At 59.0% G+C, this 16,086-nt stretch carries 14 protein-coding genes and 1 tRNA gene; 9 read left to right on the forward strand and 6 right to left on the reverse strand.

Translation table 11 applies throughout. From position 1 onward, the window contains the following. Positions 1 to 51: 51 nt before the first annotated feature. The gene (locus FTW19_RS03880) at positions 52 to 330 is read left to right on the forward strand and encodes a hypothetical protein (protein WP_147646420.1); all 279 of its coding nucleotides are present in this window, start codon (positions 52 to 54) and stop codon (positions 328 to 330) included. A 222-nt stretch (positions 331 to 552) separates the two neighbouring features. Here FTW19_RS03880 and FTW19_RS03885 read toward each other — a convergent pair. Continuing rightward, a tRNA-Ser gene (locus FTW19_RS03885) sits at positions 553 to 645 on the reverse strand. Positions 646 to 711: 66 nt separating this feature from the next. On the opposite strand from FTW19_RS03885, the gene FTW19_RS03890 reads away from it, so the two are divergent. Together FTW19_RS03890 and FTW19_RS03895 are read left to right on the forward strand one after the other, a co-directional pair. Further along, positions 712 to 2,052: an APC family permease gene (locus FTW19_RS03890; RefSeq protein WP_147646421.1), complete on the forward strand. Its 1,341-nt coding sequence runs from the start codon at positions 712 to 714 to the stop codon at positions 2,050 to 2,052. A 108-nt stretch (positions 2,053 to 2,160) separates the two neighbouring features. Continuing rightward, positions 2,161 to 3,027: a dienelactone hydrolase family protein gene (locus FTW19_RS03895; RefSeq protein WP_147650453.1), complete on the forward strand. Its 867-nt coding sequence runs from the start codon at positions 2,161 to 2,163 to the stop codon at positions 3,025 to 3,027. A 242-nt stretch (positions 3,028 to 3,269) separates the two neighbouring features. Here FTW19_RS03895 and FTW19_RS03900 read toward each other — a convergent pair whose 3' ends face one another. Further along, positions 3,270 to 3,794, reverse strand: coding sequence for an inorganic diphosphatase (locus tag FTW19_RS03900; RefSeq protein WP_147646422.1), 525 nt, complete (start codon positions 3,792 to 3,794; stop codon positions 3,270 to 3,272). A 108-nt stretch (positions 3,795 to 3,902) separates the two neighbouring features. On the opposite strand from FTW19_RS03900, the gene purS reads away from it, so the two are divergent. The 5 genes from purS (at position 3,903) to FTW19_RS03925 (ending at position 8,617) form a co-directional block, all read left to right on the forward strand. Continuing rightward, positions 3,903 to 4,148 carry a phosphoribosylformylglycinamidine synthase subunit PurS gene (gene purS / locus FTW19_RS03905; protein WP_147646423.1) on the forward strand — a complete coding sequence of 82 codons (246 nt, stop codon included), beginning with the start codon at positions 3,903 to 3,905 and terminating at the stop codon, positions 4,146 to 4,148. Positions 4,149 to 4,194: 46 nt separating this feature from the next. Next, the gene (locus FTW19_RS03910) at positions 4,195 to 4,560 is read left to right on the forward strand and encodes a hypothetical protein (protein ID WP_147646424.1); all 366 of its coding nucleotides are present in this window, start codon (positions 4,195 to 4,197) and stop codon (positions 4,558 to 4,560) included. Between the two features lie 61 nt (positions 4,561 to 4,621). After that, positions 4,622 to 6,169, forward strand: coding sequence for a hypothetical protein (locus FTW19_RS03915; RefSeq protein WP_147646425.1), 1,548 nt, complete (start codon positions 4,622 to 4,624; stop codon positions 6,167 to 6,169). 66 nt (positions 6,170 to 6,235) lie between these two features. Beyond that, positions 6,236 to 7,738, forward strand: coding sequence for a hypothetical protein (locus FTW19_RS03920; RefSeq protein WP_147646426.1), 1,503 nt, complete (start codon positions 6,236 to 6,238; stop codon positions 7,736 to 7,738). A 279-nt stretch (positions 7,739 to 8,017) separates the two neighbouring features. Then, positions 8,018 to 8,617 carry a histidine phosphatase family protein gene (locus FTW19_RS03925; protein ID WP_147646427.1) on the forward strand — a complete coding sequence of 200 codons (600 nt, stop codon included), beginning with the start codon at positions 8,018 to 8,020 and terminating at the stop codon, positions 8,615 to 8,617. 70 nt (positions 8,618 to 8,687) lie between these two features. Here the strand turns inward: FTW19_RS03925 and FTW19_RS03930 are convergent, their stop codons facing one another. After that, on the reverse strand, positions 8,688 to 12,383 hold the full coding sequence (locus FTW19_RS03930) for a TonB-dependent receptor (protein WP_187143246.1): 3,696 nt from the start codon (positions 12,381 to 12,383) through the stop codon (positions 8,688 to 8,690). A 232-nt stretch (positions 12,384 to 12,615) separates the two neighbouring features. Here FTW19_RS03930 and glmS point away from each other — a divergent pair, with 232 nt between their 5' ends. Beyond that, complete coding sequence (glmS, locus tag FTW19_RS03935) at positions 12,616 to 14,493, forward strand: glutamine--fructose-6-phosphate transaminase (isomerizing) (RefSeq protein WP_147646429.1); 1,878 nt, start codon at positions 12,616 to 12,618, stop codon at positions 14,491 to 14,493. A gap of 103 nt (positions 14,494 to 14,596) precedes the next feature. Here glmS and thpR read toward each other — a convergent pair whose 3' ends face one another. The 3 genes from thpR to FTW19_RS03950 all read right to left on the reverse strand — a co-directional run bounded on the left by thpR (position 14,597) and on the right by FTW19_RS03950 (position 16,050). Further along, the gene (gene thpR, locus FTW19_RS03940; RefSeq protein WP_147646430.1) at positions 14,597 to 15,133 is read right to left on the reverse strand and encodes an RNA 2',3'-cyclic phosphodiesterase; all 537 of its coding nucleotides are present in this window, start codon (positions 15,131 to 15,133) and stop codon (positions 14,597 to 14,599) included. Between the two features lie 5 nt (positions 15,134 to 15,138). Continuing rightward, a complete protein-coding gene (locus tag FTW19_RS03945; protein ID WP_246153557.1) occupies positions 15,139 to 15,693 on the reverse strand; it encodes an HdeD family acid-resistance protein in 555 nt (184 codons plus the stop codon). A 63-nt stretch (positions 15,694 to 15,756) separates the two neighbouring features. Next, a complete protein-coding gene (locus FTW19_RS03950) occupies positions 15,757 to 16,050 on the reverse strand; it encodes a hypothetical protein (protein WP_147646431.1) in 294 nt (97 codons plus the stop codon). Between the last annotated feature and the right edge of the window lie 36 nt (positions 16,051 to 16,086).

The raw sequence follows: 16,086 nt of genomic DNA on the forward strand, positions 1-16,086 counted from the left end.
TTCTCCCGCCGCCTGAAACTCCTGCACGCAGATGTTGCATCCTAAGGTGCCATGAAAGCGACGGCTATGGTCTGCGACCGCCTGGAATGCGTCCGTGTCACAGTCGTTAGTAGCGATCTGCCTTCGAACTGCTGGCTATGTGAGTTTGAGACCCCCGAAGACGCCTGCGTGGCCCTTGAGGAGGTTGGCATTCTTCCGGTTGGCGAGACGTCGTATGCCGTCAGAAACAACTTCGACAACGGTGTTCTGCTTGCGCAGGGTGAACTGCAGCATGAGGATACGCTTCTGGCCGCCGGCTTCTGGTCGGAAGAGTTGTGGGTTGTTAATTAGGGTGTGTGGACTAGTTCTCTTGACTGAAGGGTTATAGAGCGGGCCTTCAGCCCTTTATTTTCAATTGGCAGGAGACCTGGGGCGTTGCCCGAGGCTGATATGGGGCGCGCCTTCAGCGCTCAAACCTGTGACATGTTTTGTTTGGCATTTCGGAGTTACGAACCCCGGCCAGCCTGCTGGCCACGGCTATTTTGTAAATGGATGAGCGCTTTGAGAGGAAACTGGCGGAGAGAGGGGGATTCGAACCCCCGATAGAGCTTTTGGCCCTATAACGGTTTAGCAAACCGCCGCCTTCAGCCACTCGGCCATCTCTCCAGCGCGCGATGTAGATCAGTATACCGGAACGCCGGAAATTCCCGTACATTCAAAACCATCGCCGCAATGCAAAAATCTGTCCGCAAGCTTCGCCTGCTGCCGCTGCTGGCAGGCGCCTATTACATGGTCTCCGGCGGGCCGTATGGCCTGGAGGACATTATCGGCATGGCCGGCTATGGCCGCGCCCTGTTGTTATTGGTGCTTCTGCCCTTTGTCTGGAGCCTGCCCACGGCCCTGATGATCGGCGAACTGGCCTCGGCCATTCCGCTTGAGGGCGGCTTTTATGCCTGGGTGCGGCGGGCTCTGGGCCCCTTCTGGGGGTTTCAGGAGGCGTGGCTCTCGCTGGCCGCGTCGGTCTTCGATATGGCCATCTACCCGACGATCTTTACCGAGTACCTGGGGCGGGTGGCTCCGTTCATGACCGCGGGACATCGCGGAACCCTGTTGCAGTTGCTGGTGATTCTGCTGGCGGTGCTGTGGAATCTGCGCGGCGCGGCGGCGGTGGGCGAAGGCTCGGTCTGGATGATGATCGTCTCGCTTTCGCCGTTTGCGATTCTGGTGCTCATCGCGCTGGGCTACGCGGTGCGGCATCCGGCGGTGCATGCGTACGCCGGGTTGCCAGTGCAGCACACCATCTCCGGAGCGTTGCTGGTGGCCATGTGGAACTACATGGGATGGGATAACGCCACGACCATCGCGGCCGAGGTGGAAGAGCCTCAGCGCAACTATCCGCGCGCGATGATCCGTGCAGCGGTATTGGTGATGTTTGTGTACTGTCTGCCGCTGCTGGCGGTGTGGCTGGGCGGGCTGTCGCCGGACCGCTTCACGACCGGCGCGTGGGTGGATGCGGCGAAGGTCTTCGGCGGTCCGCTGCTGGCGGCGTCGATTGTCTTTGTCGGCTCGATCGACGGCCTGGGGACCTTCACGGCGCTCACAATGTCATACACACGACTTCCCTTCGCCATGGCGATGGATGGCCTGCTGCCGAAGGTATTTACCCGTGTAAATCGTGCCGGCGTGCCGTGGGTTTGCATCGTGGCTTGTGCAACTGCGTGGGCTCTGGCGCTGGGGCTGACCTTTGAGAGGCTGATCTCGATCGACCTGGTGCTTTATGGGGCGTCGTTGTTGCTGGAGTATGTGGCGCTTGTGGTGCTGCGGCTGCGCGAGCCGGAGATGAAGCGCCCCTTCCGCATTCCGGGGGGATTGTGGACGGCGATCGCCGTTGGTATTGGGCCGGCGGTGCTGATCTTCTTTGCGCTGTGGGCCTCTCGCGAGGAGCGGGCGTATGGCATGTCGGCGATGGTATTTTCCCTGTTGATCGCTGCGGTGGGACCGGTGTTGTATCTCTTCTGCCGGAATTGCTCGCCGGTGGCCGCCCGAGAGGGAGTTGCCGCGGATGAGACTTAGGCGTTGACCGCGACGTCCTATGACAAGCAGCAGCCAATCCTGTTAGTGTGGCTGACTGTCACACGTCCTCTCCGCAATCCTGCAATTCAAGAAAAAGGAGTGCCAGTCATGTGCGATGAACATATTCATCAGGGACTGATTCACGATCCCACGCTTACCCGCCGGGCCTTTGGCCTGGGTGCTGCCGCAACCGTTGTGCTTACCTCCGCGGCTGCCGGAGCGCAGTCGAAGGTTGTTGAAAAAGATGTGAATGTGCCGATGGCCTCAGGGGTTTCCGATTCGGCGTTGTTCTATCCAGAGGGCAAAGGTCCCTGGCCTGCGGTATTGGTCTGGACCGATATCCTGGGCCTGCGGCCGGTCTTTCGGGAGATGGGCCGCCGTCTTGCCGCCGATGGTTACGTGGTGCTGGTGCCAAATCCCTTCTATCGGAATGCCAAGGCGCCGGTGGTTGATGGCTCCTTTGATTTCAGCAAGCCTGAAGATCGTGCCAAGGTGATGCCGCTGGCTGCTGCTCTGACGGCCGATGCCAACATCAGCGATGCCAAGGCATATCTGACCTTTCTGGATGCGCAGCCACAGACCGATAAGAAGAAAAAGATGGGTGTGCAGGGTTACTGCATGGGCGGTCCGCTGACCTACCGCACGGCCGCTACGGTGCCGGATCGTGTAGGTGCGGCTGCGACCTTCCATGGCGGCGGTCTGGTGACCGATAAACCCGACAGTCCGCACCTGATGATTCCGAAGATGAAGGCGGAGGTGTACTCCGCTGTGGCTGATAACGACGATCAGCGTGATCCGGCGGCCAAGGACAAGCTGAAGGAGGCCTTTGCCGCGGCCAAAGTACCGGCGAAGGTGGAGGTGTATCCGGGTTGTGCGCACGGGTGGACGGTCAAGGGCAGCCAGGTCTACAACGAGCCCGGTGCGGAGAAGGCTTGGGCGGAGTTGCTGGCGTTGTATAAGCGGCGGTTGGCGTAATTGTTTGTGTACTGGGTGGAGATGAAAAGCGGTTCGAGCTCCGCTCGAATGCCCACATAAGCTTCGCGTATGTGGGGCACCCGGCGATCGGGGATTGGGCATGACAAACAAAAAAGTGGTTCGCGCGGAGCGCGAATGCCCAGGTCCCAGAATCGGGACCCGGGGCACCCGGTTCTTTGACTACAGAAATAACAAGGCCGTCCCTTGGGGACGGCCTTTGTTTCTTGTGCGGATGCCGTGGTTTACTTGCCGGTCTTGAAGGCTTCGGCGGCTTCCAGGATCTTCTTCTTGGCTTCAGCGGCGCCCTTCCATCCCTTGATCTCGACGCGCTTGCCTTCCAGATCCTTGTAGATGGAGAAGAAGTGAGTGATCTCCTTCAGGATATGGGGGTAGATCTGCGAGAAGTCGGAGACGTCGGTGTAGCGCGGATTTCCCTCGCCCACGGCCAGAATCTTCTCATCGCCCTCTCCGCCGTCAATCATCTCGAGCATGCCGATCGGGCGCGCGTCCATGACGCAGCCGGGGAAGCTGGGGGTATCCACCAGCACCAGGATGTCCAGCGGATCGCCATCGTCTCCCAGCGTGCTGGGGATGAATCCGTAGTCTCCCGGATAGTGCACGGGCGAATACAGATTGCGGTCCAGACGGAAGACGTGCAGCTTCTTGTCGTACTCGTACTTCTTGATTCCTTCGAGGGGAATCTCAATGACAGCCGTCACACTCTCAGGCGACTTGTCGCCAATGGGCAAGCCAAGATAATCAACCATTTTGGAGTTACTAATCCTCGAGATGGGAATGGGTACTGCGGAACCTTATCACAGTCATACCGGTCACTGCCCTCAGGCGGTCCGGCTCCTGCCACTATAATCAAGCAGATGAAGGCGCATGTCTACGTTACGTTGAAAACCACTGTCCTGGACGCTCAGGGCCAGACCATTGCAAACGCCTTGCGCCGTCTTTCCATGACCGGTGTAACGGCCGTCCGGCAGGGAAAATACTTCGTTCTGACGCTTGATCCCAGCCTGGACAAGGCGGCCGCCGAGGCCCAGGTGGACAAGATCGCCCGCGAGGTGTTGACCAATCCGGTAATCGAAGAATACAGCTTCCGCATAGAGGAGTAACCGGGCGCGCCAACATGGCATAATCCCATTGGCACGCCTCCCGGCCATGAAAAATTTCCGTATCTTCCTCGGCGCCATTGCCGGCTCGTTGTTCGCGCTGGCCGGATATCTCGTCTGGTTCTTCTCCATCACCAAGCATGATCCCTGGCTGCCGGCCTCGACCGGCTACATGGTGGAGACTGCGCTGGCGGGGATTCTGGTTGCCCTGATCGGCGGCCTGCTGGCAACGCTGATCGCAGCCAACACCTCGGCCGGATCGGCGGCTTCGGCGATCATCTTCATCCTTTCCGCCTGGAACATCTGGCAGACCTGGCGCCAGTTTTCCACCTTCTGGGCGCCGATTATCGCCATCCTGGTAATGACACCGGCGGCGTATATCGGTGGTCACCTGCCGCGCAAGCATCACGTATAAAACACTCTTTTCCCGGAAGGTATGCGGTAGAAATCTGTCGCGTAACGGCATAGGGACAGCTATGCTGTGCTCATCCATGGACCGCCGCCGCTTCCTTGTGAGCTCTGCTGCTGCTGTGTCTATTGCCTCTGCGCACGGCATCGCGTTTGCGGCTGCGCCGACATCGGCAATGCTGATTGTTGCGCCGGAGAAGGTGGGACCTACGGTCCCTGCCGATTTTCTCGGCCTGTCGTACGAGAAGATGCAGCTTGCCGATCCCGCGTTCTTTTCCGCAAATAATAAAGGTTTGGTGGGTCTGTTTAAGACGCTTGGGCCTGCAAGTCTTCGCCTGGGAGGCAGGACGAGCGAGTTCTCATGGTGGAAAGCGACTGCGGAGACAACCCAGCCGGAGCGTCAGATAACACCGCGTTCTGCCACGAGTGAGCCTGTCCCGGAGCTTCGGTATGCCGTGACGTTACAGGCCATTCAGTCTTTGGCGGGATTTCTGGATGCGACCCGATGGAGCTGTATCTACGGTTTGAATCTGGGAACCGGGACCGTAGAGGAGAACGTGGCAGAGGCGGAGTATGTGGCGTCCAGGCTGGGAAAGCATCTGGATTTCTTCCAGCTTGGCAATGAGGTGGATCTGTATGGCCGGCATCTGCGTGATGCGGATGCATGGACGGTTGAGGCGTTTGTCGAGGAGTGGATACAGCAGGCGCGCGCGATTCATCGACGTGCGCCGGGGGTGAGGTTTGGGCTTCCTGATATTGCGTGGAACCCGGAGTGGTTTCACCGGATTGCGGAGTTGCTCGCCACGGAGAAGGACCTCCCGAAGATCGCCGCTCTTACCCATCACTACTACTTTGTCGGCCCGCCTTCCAATCCGACCGCCACGATTCCGCTGATGCTTGGTCCTGATCAGAGAATCGAGACTACCGCAGAGGCGGTGCATGATGCCGCGATGTCGTTAAAAACGCGCTATCGCATGACCGAAGGGAATAGCTGTTATGACGGCGGCAAGCCTGGCCTTTCTGACACCTTCGCGTCGGCGTTGTGGGTGGCGGACTATCTGTTGAAGCTGGCGTTGCTGGGGTATAGCGGCGCAAATATCCACGGTGGCAACAGCGCAGCTATTGCTGCCGCGCTCGGCGGCAAACTTCCAGGAGAGGAGATCGCTTCGGAGAACGAATCTCACCCGCGGCCGTTCTATGCGCCAATTGCTGAGAACAATGGGACGTATGCGGCACAGCCGGTCTTTGACGGCATGCTGTTGGCCGCTACATTGACCAACTGCACGTTGTGCGAATGTCACTTCGATATCGACCTGCCGGAGTGTTCGGCGTATGCCGCATTTGGGTCGTGGAATTCGGTGCGCGTCGTGCTGATTAACAAGAGCGACCGGGACCTGAGTCTTCGCATCAAGGGATGCAGCGGTGTGTATGTTTTTCGCCTGGCTGGTGCTTCCTTATCGGCAACCGCAACACAGCGCAAAAAGCCGTGGGAGCCCGGGCTCGCTGAGCATTACACGACCTCCAATGGAATTCCGCCGACCTTCCTTCTTCCACGCTACAGTGCTGCGTTCGTGAATACCAATCTTGTCGGATTGGGAAGAGTGACCGGAGGATGAGTTTGATGACACGCCCTTGGCAAACGGCTGACAAGGCTGTCTGCACACGCATATGCTGAGGAAGTCATGGACCGCCGCCGATTCCTTCGCACCTCTGCAGCTACGCTTGCCGCCACGTCGTTATCGCACCCTATCTTTGCCCAGGCCGGAGAGCCGGCTGTTGCTGTCAGCATCGATGCGAAGCATCCGATCCACACCATTCCGCTGAACTTCATCGGGCTGTCGTATGAGCGTCAGCAACTCAGCAAGCCTGAGGTCTTTACCGCGGCGAACAAGAACCTGATTGCGGAGTTCAAGGCGCTGTCGCCGCACGGTGTTCTCCGTCTGGGTGGCAATACCGGCGAGTTCTCGTGGTGGCAGGCAAAGCCGGGAACGAAACCTCCCGAGCGCCCGCATACGGAGACTGTAGCTGGCGAGCCGAATGCCAATCTGAGCTACGTCATCTCGCCGGAGCGGGTGCGGAATCTTGCCGTGTTTCTAAAGGCCACGGGATGGACCTGCATCTACGGTCTGAATCTGGGCACGGCGCGTCCTGAGGATAACGCGGATGAGGCTGCCTTCGTCATCAAGACTCTGGGCGACCGGCTGGAGTATCTGCAGGTCGGCAATGAGGTGGATATCTTCGGGCGTCATCTGCGCGACTCGAAGACATGGGGTGTGGAAGCGTATCTGAAGGACTGGCTGACGCATGCCAATGCCATTCGCGCCAAGGCTCCGAGTGCGAAGTTCGGCATTCCGGATGTGGCCAGCGACGTGACCTGGCTGCCGAAGATTGCGGCCCTATGGCCGGCGGTGGAGAACAAACCGCAGCTTGTTTCGCTGTCGCATCATTACTACTTCACTGGTCCGCCTTCGAATCCGAAGGCCACGATCGAGCGCCTGCTGACGACGGATCCGGCGGCGATCTCGAAGGCCAAGCTGGCGCGCGAGGCGGGCGAGGCGTTGAAGCTTCCCTATCGCATGACCGAAGGCAACACGTGCTATCGCGGCGGCAAGCCGGGATTCTCGGATGTCTTTGCGGCTTCGCTGTGGGCGGCGGATTATCTGCTGACGCTGGCCAGCTATGGCTACTCGGGTGTGAACCTGCATGGCGGCGGAGGCAAGGAGGTGGCGGATTCGCTCGGAGGCACGCTGCCTGGTGAAGAGCTGATGCCTGACCGCACCGTGCCGCATCCGCGGCCGTTCTATACGCCTATCAATGAAGAGCCGAATGGCCGCTACACCGCGGAGCCGGTGAACTTCGGCATGCGTTTTGCAGGCATGCTCGCAGGCGCCACGCTGCTGCCGGTAAAGGCGGAAACAGGCAATGTGAACGTCAGCATCTATGCGGCGAAGCTGCCAGACGGCAAGCTTGCGGTGGCGGTGATCAACAAGGATGCCAAGCAGTCCATTACGGTGGATGTGACGTCGAAGGGGATCACGGATATCCGCACGCTGACGGCTCCGTCGCTTGAGGCGCATGAGGCGAAGCTGGGCAGCGAGATGCACACGATGATGATCCGCGAGACGCCCGGGCCGATCCCGGTGAGCGTGCCAGCGGCTTCGGCGAAGCTGGTCACGTTTGTGTAGATCGAATCGAAGTGGTGCGGCATGTACCTCAGCGGCTGAAGCCGCGTTTCTCATTGGCTCTGTACGGGACGGCTAAAAGCCGTCCCCTTAAGCAAGGCATTCGCGCGTAGCGCGAAATGAAGGCAAGCCTTTGTTTTGCTTAAGGGCATGGCTTCAGCCATGCCGCACTGTCGCGGGACGAAATGCGGTTTCAGCAGCTGAGGCCCCATTTCACAATGGGGCTGACTTTCGGTCCTCCCTTTCGTAACCCGCTAACGTTCTCTCCTCTACACTGACTTCATGAGTTCCAAGCCTCGTCTCTTTCTTGTCCGGCATGGCGAAACCGAGTGGTCGCTTTCCGGCCAGCACACTGGTGTCACTGATATTCCTCTTACGGAGAATGGCCGGGAGAAGGCCCGTACCGTTGGCGTGCTGCTGAACCAGCGGTCCTTCGCTCTGGTGCAGACCAGCCCCATGCAACGCGCGCGGGAGACCTGCACGCTGCTTGGTTATGGGCCACATGCTGTGGTGAATCCCGACCTGTGCGAGTGGAACTATGGCATCTTCGAGGGGCTGACGACACCACAGATCCGCGAACAGCGTAACGATCCGCACTGGAATATCTTCGATTCCGAGATTCCTAACGGCGAGAGCATCGAAGAGGTTGCTGTGCGTGCGCAGAGAGTGATCGATACGGCACTTGCAGCCGCACCCGAGGGCGATACATTGCTGGTGGCTCATGGCCACATCCTGCGTATTCTGGCAGCGACATGGCTGGGGTTGGAGCCGCGTGGTGCACGGTTGCTCTCATTGGTGCCGGCGTCGCTGTCGATTCTTGGTTATGAGCATGACCAGCAGGTGCTGCAGACGTGGAACCGCACACCTGGGGACAAGATTTAATTTTTGATTCGGACATAAACAAGAAAGCCCGGGCAATTGCCCGGGCTTTTCCATTGTTGTTTGTCTGCGGTTAGAACTCCAGCCTCAGCGCGAACTGTGCGACGCGGTAGGAGGTTCCGTTCCACAACTGCATGCTGGTGAGCGTGCCGAAGGTTGAGGCGAAGATGTTCTGGTTGGCTGAGGTTGGGGCTGAGAAGACCGGGTGGTTGAAGACATTGAAAGCATCGGCCCGGAACTTCAGGTTGACTTTTTCGGGGATCACCTTGAAGGTCTTGGCTAGTCCAGCGTCCATGCCCCAGGCGGAGGGCCCACGAAGGACATTTCGATTGCCGATAGTTAGCCCAATAGGACCGACAAAGGCGGCTCCAGCTTTTGTCGGGTCATCGAAGAGAGTTACGGCGCCGTTGCTGGCTTTGTGAACACGCCTGCGGATGGCGCCCCTATCTCCGCTGAAGATTGCAGGAGAGTTATTGGCATAACCGGCGACAAACGCGCTGGTGTTGGTGTTGAGTGCCTGACCACTACGCCATCCCGGAAGACCGGAGAGTGTCCATCCGCCGATGATCTCGTCGAGCCATAGCGGGGTGTTCGCGCCGAAGGTGCGTCCACGGCCGAAGGGCAGATCGTAGATGAAATCCGCGGAGATCACGTGGTTGATGTCGAAGTCAGAGTTTGCACGGCAGGCGCGAGGCTGGGTTACATCACAGACATAACCGAAGCCCTGGCTGGAAGGGATGAAGTTTGCCACGGCCGAGACGTTATCGATCGAGTGCGACCAGGTGTAGTTGACGTCAAACCGCGCTCCCTTGGACGAACTCTTCGAGAGCGTCGCCAGGAAACCGTTGTAGCTGGAGAAGCCCTTGTTGGTCATGAAGGTGTTGCCGGCGAACTGCGTTGGCATGCCAATATTGGGACCGAGTCTGCCGCTGGCGTACAGGGCCTGCACGGTATCGGCGAAATCACCCGCGTAAAGCAATGACGCGTAGTTGTTGTAGACATATGCCGTGCCGCCAGTGACCTGATTCTGGAAGAAAGGCTGATTGGTAAACGCGCCGCCGGCACGAGCCTGAACGACAAGGTTAGAAAACGCCTGATTGAGCGTTTGTCCTGAAGCGTTGTCAGGAAAATCAATCAACTGTGAAGCATCTGCTTGCGCCAGCAGACGGCGACCCTGGCGGCCTACATAGTTCAACCGCATGACGAAGTTTGCGGGGAACTCATGCTGCATGCCGAAGTTGTACATCAGCGAGTACGGATCCTTCAGCTTGGGATCGATGATGGTGTTGAACTGGCCGCTTAGCAATCCGTTCCCGACATTGTTGGTGACATATGGCGTGAATGGTTTGGTGATCGCGGGAGCGGCCGCCGGAGCCGGTATCGACAAGTTCGAACCCACACGCGGATCGTTGAGCAGGTCTGCGTTTGCGCTTGAGCGACCACCGTATGGCTGAGGGGCGGTGTTCTGGAAGAGATACGAGCTCTGATCCTGCACGAAGTTCACGGCATTAATGACAGTGCGGTCAAAGACGATACCAACAGAGCCGTTGAAGACTGTCTTCGGATCGGAGGCGGGGTTGTACGAAAAAGCGAAACGCGGGGCAAAGTCCTTGTAGTTGGGCGAATAGAGGTCAGGACCGTTGTTGGCTTTGCCGCCGAGATTGTAGGTGATGAAAGGAACCGCTCCGTTGCTGGAGATGCCGCTACGGCTCTGCGCTTGACGTGCAGCGAAATAGCTGTCGAACGTTGTGTTCTGCACCGCCTCCAGGCCGTTGGCTTCATACGGAACGGAGTAGTACTGCCAGCGAACCCCGTAGTCGATGGTGAGGTGTGGCGTGACCTTCCAGATATCACCGAAATAGAGCTCTGTCTGGTAATAGCGGTAGCGGCGGACTGCGCCAGAGCCCTGGGTGAGTGCATTGCCAGCGGCGTTGTAGTTGTAATTGCTGTTAATGGAGCCGACGCGTCCGAGAGCCAGAGCAAAGGCGCTGTCATAAGTGTTGGAAGCAGTTGAGCCGGCGCGGATATCCGATGGACGCAAGCTCGCATTGAGTGTGGTTCGATTGCCACCCAGGCCCAACGTGACGAAGTTGTAGTCGTTGGTGAGAAGGCTGTTGGTCTTGATGAACTTGAAGGTTCCACCGAAGGAGAGATTGTGGCGGCCGATGGTCCAGTTGAAGTCATCGCGAACGACCGGGATGGGAACGCGGCGGCGCTGCGAACCAGGTGCGGCATAGGCGCCGTTCAGGAAAGTGGTCGTGCCGCCACCAAAAGTGAAGGTGTTCAGCCCTGTCGGGTTATACAGCGTCGGGAAATTGAAGACGGTGATGTTATCCCCATACTCGAATGAATTGACCTTGTTGTTACCAATGGTCCAGTTGTGACCGATCACATATCCGTAGGAGCGGTCCTGGAAGGGGAAGGTCAGCGGATCGGTCGGGAACTGTGGCGCTGCATATACGCGATCTTCGCGGCTTACTGTGGCGCGCGCCCAGATACGCTGCGTTTGTGTCAGGCTGAAGTCCACCTTGCCAACGTAGATGTTGTGGTTATCCGGCTGAGGAAAGGTAAAGCGATAGACACCGCTGTTGACTCCGTCACCCTGGCTCAGGAGGTTGGCATGTGGGTAACGGTTATTGAAGACAGATTGGATATTGGAGTTGAAGCCCTGTCCTTGCGGATCGAGCGTATTGATATTTGCGACACCGATGCATTGGGGTGTCGTATCCTGCCGGCTGTTGGCGGGGCAGGCAGTGCTTCCGTTTGTCGCCTTGATGTAGGAGACGTTGCCCGCACGATAAGAGTCCAGGGGAACAATACGATTTTGGGTCCCGGACTGTACGATACGCGACCCGTAGTAGTTGAAGAAGAAGAAGAGGCGGTCTTTCAGTACGGGGCCGCCGATATTGCCACCGAACTGGTTGCGAATGTAGTTCGGACGGGGGAGCTTGGGATTGGTGTTGTTATTGAACCAGTCGTTGGCAACCGTGGAGGCATCGCGGTGATACTCGTTGATGTTTCCATGAAACTTGTTGGTGCCGCTCTTGGTGATCAACTGGAACTGGCCGCCGCCGCCGGTGCCGCTGCTGGCTAGAAGGCCGGCGACTGTGCCGCGGAACTCCTGGATGGAGTCGACCGGTGCATTGCCAACCATGGAGGTGCTGCTGCCGGCGGCGATGTCGTTAACGTCCAGACCGTCGATGGTCATGGCGTTCTGGTCGCTACGCGCGCCGGCGATAGAGAGAGTAGTGCCGTTCACGGAGCTGACGCCCGGCTGCTGAGAAAAGAGCACGACCGGAGAGAGACGGTTTAAGACCGGCAGCTCGTCGACGGCCTTGATGTCGAGGTTGTTGCCGATGGTGGCGTCGATGGTATTGACGGTGTTCCGTTCGCCTTCGACCGAGACCTCAATGGCGACAGCTTCACCGGCCTTCAACTGAGCATTCTGGGTACGCGCAGAAGCGACCAGAAGCGGCACGTTGGTGAAACGCGCATCGGAGAAGCCGGTAGCGGTGAAGGTTACCTCATAGGTCTGGGAGGGGACCACGCCCGGAATGCGGTAGAAACCTTCCTTATTGGTGGTTGCCGCATAGACAACTCCAGTGAGTGGGTTCTTCAAAGTTACGCTGACTCCGGGGATGACAGCTCCGGAAGCATCAGTGACTACGCCGGCCAGAGAGGCCAGATCCTGGCCCTGCTGGGCCTGTAGAGCTCCGCAGATGATTGAAACCAAGGCTAAAAGCACGAGGCATCGTGTGATTCGCAACATAGATGGACTCCTTAAAACGAAAGGGGACGGCTCCCGGGTGAGAGCCAAAGGGGATACGGATATGGAAGGCGTATTGTTCGCCTGGTCCAGAGGATATTTTCTCAGGTTCTCGCGGGTTATTAGCTGAAGTGGTTCCAGCGTGGACATCTGGAAATCCGTGCATAGAGGGAAATCTCAGGGCCGTATCTGTTCTTGATCTTCAACCGGAGCGTCCCATCTTACACTGGTGGACATGTGTGGCATCGTTGGATACATCGGACCCAAGCCTGTTGTTCCCGTCATCATTGAAGGTCTTCGCCGCCTGGAGTACCGCGGCTATGACTCAGCCGGAATTGCGGTTGCCGGTTCCGCCTCCGGGCTGGAGCTTCGCCGGGCTCCGGGCAAGCTGCGCAACCTGGAGACGGTCATCGCCGACCAGCCGCTGCATGGCAACTACGGCATCGGCCACACGCGCTGGGCGACCCATGGGCGTCCCACCGAAGAGAATGCGCATCCTCACCGCGACTGCAGCGGAACTCTGGTGGTGGTGCACAACGGCATCGTCGAGAACTACCTGCAGCTTAAGCAGGAGCTCGTGGCCAAAGGGCACCGCTTTGTCACCGAGACCGATACCGAGATCATCGCTCACTTGATTGAAGAGGAGCTGAAGGCCGGGCCGGATAAAGGAGCTGAGGCTCTTGAGGTTGCTGTGCGGCGGGCGGTCAAGCGCCTGACCGGAGCTTTCGCGATCGGCGTGCTCTCGGCCAATGCTCCGGACACACTGATTGCGGCGCGCAGCGGACCTCCGGCGGTGATTGGCATTGGCGATGGCGAATACTTCCTCGCCTCGGACGTGCCGGGCATTCTGCATCACACGCGTGACATTGTTTACCTGGCCGACGGCGACCTGGCGGTGCTGACACCGGCGGGGGCGAGGTTCACTGACTTTGATGGGAGTGTGGTGCATCGCACTCCGCAGCGCATCCTATGGGATCCCATCCAGGCAGAGAAGGGCGGCTACAAGCACTTCATGCTGAAGGAGATCAATGAGCAGCCGCGCGCTATCCGTGACACTACGCTGGGGCGTGTCTCGCTCGACAGCGGACAGGTCTTCCTGCCCGATCTGAAGCTGGGGCCGGAAGAGTTCCGCCGGGCCACGCAGCTTACGATTGCCGCTTGCGGAACCTCGTGGCATGCGGCGCTTGCGGGCAAGTTCATGATCGAGCGGCTGGCCCGTCTGCCGGTCGAGGTGGATTACGCCAGCGAGTATCGCTACCGTTCGCCGATCGCCAGTCCGAACGAGATTGGGCTGCTGATCACGCAGTCCGGCGAGACGGCTGACACGATTGCGGCCCAGCGCGAGATGACGTCGCTTGGTATTCCTACGCTCGCTATCTGCAATGTGGTCGGCGCTGCCATTACGCGCGAGGCGCATGGGACGATCACGACGAATGCAGGACCGGAGATCGGTGTGGCCTCGACGAAGGCCTTTACCGCACAGCTTACTGCGCTATTCACGCTGGCGCTCTACCTGGCGCAGCAGCGCGGCACAGCAGCGGCGGAGCATAGCCTGCACCTGGTGACGGAGCTCTCGAAGATCCCGGGCAAGGTGGAGGAGGTGCTGCGCTCGGTGGATGATGCCTGCGCGAACCTGGCGAAGTCGTTCTCCAATGCGCGCGACTTCCTCTTCCTGGGCCGCGGCATTCACTACCCTATTGCGCTGGAAGGCGCGCTGAAGCTGAAGGAAATCTCTTATATCCATGCCGAGGGTTATCCAGCGGGCGAGATGAAGCACGGGCCAAATGCCCTGATCGATGAGAGCCTGCCGGTAGTGGTGATCGCGACGCAGGACCCGACGGACCCGCAGTCGGTGCTGAAGTACGAGAAGACGCTCTCGAATATCCAGGAGGTCACGGCCCGCTCAGGCCGGGTGATCGCAATTGCGACGGAAGGCGACCACGAGATCAGCAAGCTGGTGGAACACACACTGCATGTTCCAGCGGCTCCGGAGCTGTTGCTGCCGATTCTGGAGACAGTGCCGCTGCAGTTGCTGGCGTATCACATTGCTGTCAGGAGAGGGTGCGATGTGGATCAGCCGAGGAATCTGGCGAAGAGTGTGACAGTGGAGTAGTTTCGTTCCTATGAATGTCCCAATTCTGAGGTAGGAAGGTCTGGGTGCCCCACATACGCGTAGCGTATGTGGGAAATTCGAGCGTTAGCTCGAACCCTCTCTTCTACCCATTTGGAAAACGATCCCTTATCGGATATTGTGGGCCATTCACTCCTGACACACTTTCATAGAGGCAGAAGTTTTCTGCGAGATATGCGGAGGAGTTTGACCTCATGAGCTGCTGGGGTGGGATTCTCGTTCCTCTCGGTGTTCGCGCCAGTGTGATGTGCGGATGGTATGGCCGTTCGTCAGAGGCAAAGCCGCAGGTAGTTGTCTCCCTTGCGATCTGATGTTGAAGGGCTGCGAGATTCTCATCCAATCGCACTCCTGCAAACAAGACTCCGGCATGTTCGAAGGTGTCCAGGCCGTCAACCTCCACCTGAAACGGACGCATCGGCACGAAACGTAGTGCACGGACCAGACAGTCGTATTGTTGCTCATTACAGTTGCCGAGGAACTGCAGGGTGATGTGCCAGCCTTCGGGATCGGTCCAGCGGATCTTTCCGATTCGCGGATTGATGGTGGAGCGAAGCCTGTCAACGACCGAGCGCAGCGCTGCCTTGGTCTCATCCGCGATGGGCAGGCCAATGAACAGGCGCATTGCGGTTATGGCAGAGCCGTTACGACTCGCCTTGCGGCGAGTGAGAGCAGCAGGCGGGAGAAGCCGCTGAAGAGGATGGCGATGCCGACCAGCGTTCCCGGAACCCAGGCGGCGGAGCTGGGCAGGTGCGCCCAGATCATGAGTGCCACCACGATGGAGAAGACGCCGTCGAGCAACATCCAGCCACCGCCCGGCATGCCTCGCAGGCCGAAGCCTCCGACAAGTTCCACGATGCCCTTTACCAGCAGATAGGCGGAGAGGATCAGTGTCAGGCTGACGAGTCCGGCGAGCGGATGCAACAGCAGGTAGATGCCGCCGAAGAAGTAAGCCAAGGCCACGAGTGCTTCCCATACGACGGCCCCCGCGCTGCGCACGTGCCAGGCGAACCAGACGTGCGTGGCTCCGCTGAGCAGCAACAGCCAGCCAATAACGGTAGTAACGGCAACGCCTGCTGCGAGTGGAGCGATAAGGGCGAAGAGGCCTACAAGGATCATCAGGACGCTCAGGGCGATCGACCAGCCGATGGACTCCCGGGCAATGCTGCGAACGGACAGGTTCATGCGGTTCACCTCGATGTTGATCGTGGCCCGGGTGGCGGATGCGAATCAGTGCCCGCCGTCACACTAGTAGCGTTGGATGACCTCGCGGTGGCGTTCGATCCACCAGCAGGCACCTTCGCCTGCCTGCGGAAAGATGGACTTGCTGCAGGCGGCCATCCATTGGCCGCCATAGTAGTACTCCAGTTTGTTGCCCTTCAAGGAAGCGACCTGGACTTCGGTGCGCTGCACTTGTCCCATGCCGCCGCCTCGCGCAACGCGGATACGCCACACGGCCCAATCGCCCATGTACAGCATCATGGCGACGACGGCGCCGATGCCCAGCGTCCAGGCCAGTTTGTGCAGCAGCCACGCACCCATGCAGACGAGCCTAGCAGAGGCGGGATTCAGGTCTTT

It is taken from the genome of Terriglobus albidus, from assembly GCF_008000815.1.
GTDB classification, from domain to species: domain Bacteria; phylum Acidobacteriota; class Terriglobia; order Terriglobales; family Acidobacteriaceae; genus Terriglobus; species Terriglobus albidus_A.

What these genes read in the sequence shown, in the direction of transcription:
- FTW19_RS03880 (WP_147646420.1), top strand. Translation starts at nt 52, where the DNA reads ATGAAAGCGACGGCTATGGTCTGCGACCGCCTGGAATGCGTCCGTGTC.
- FTW19_RS03890 (WP_147646421.1), top strand. Translation starts at nt 712, where the DNA reads ATGCAAAAATCTGTCCGCAAGCTTCGCCTGCTGCCGCTGCTGGCAGGC.
- FTW19_RS03895 (WP_147650453.1), top strand. Translation starts at nt 2,161, where the DNA reads ATGTGCGATGAACATATTCATCAGGGACTGATTCACGATCCCACGCTT.
- FTW19_RS03900 (WP_147646422.1), bottom strand. Translation starts at nt 3,794, where the DNA reads ATGGTTGATTATCTTGGCTTGCCCATTGGCGACAAGTCGCCTGAGAGT.
- purS (WP_147646423.1), top strand. Translation starts at nt 3,903, where the DNA reads ATGAAGGCGCATGTCTACGTTACGTTGAAAACCACTGTCCTGGACGCT.
- FTW19_RS03910 (WP_147646424.1), top strand. Translation starts at nt 4,195, where the DNA reads ATGAAAAATTTCCGTATCTTCCTCGGCGCCATTGCCGGCTCGTTGTTC.
- FTW19_RS03915 (WP_147646425.1), top strand. Translation starts at nt 4,622, where the DNA reads ATGCTGTGCTCATCCATGGACCGCCGCCGCTTCCTTGTGAGCTCTGCT.
- FTW19_RS03920 (WP_147646426.1), top strand. Translation starts at nt 6,236, where the DNA reads ATGGACCGCCGCCGATTCCTTCGCACCTCTGCAGCTACGCTTGCCGCC.
- FTW19_RS03925 (WP_147646427.1), top strand. Translation starts at nt 8,018, where the DNA reads ATGAGTTCCAAGCCTCGTCTCTTTCTTGTCCGGCATGGCGAAACCGAG.
- FTW19_RS03930 (WP_187143246.1), bottom strand. Translation starts at nt 12,383, where the DNA reads ATGTTGCGAATCACACGATGCCTCGTGCTTTTAGCCTTGGTTTCAATC.
- glmS (WP_147646429.1), top strand. Translation starts at nt 12,616, where the DNA reads ATGTGTGGCATCGTTGGATACATCGGACCCAAGCCTGTTGTTCCCGTC.
- thpR (WP_147646430.1), bottom strand. Translation starts at nt 15,133, where the DNA reads ATGCGCCTGTTCATTGGCCTGCCCATCGCGGATGAGACCAAGGCAGCG.
- FTW19_RS03945 (WP_246153557.1), bottom strand. Translation starts at nt 15,693, where the DNA reads ATGAACCTGTCCGTTCGCAGCATTGCCCGGGAGTCCATCGGCTGGTCG.
- FTW19_RS03950 (WP_147646431.1), bottom strand. Translation starts at nt 16,050, where the DNA reads ATGGGTGCGTGGCTGCTGCACAAACTGGCCTGGACGCTGGGCATCGGC.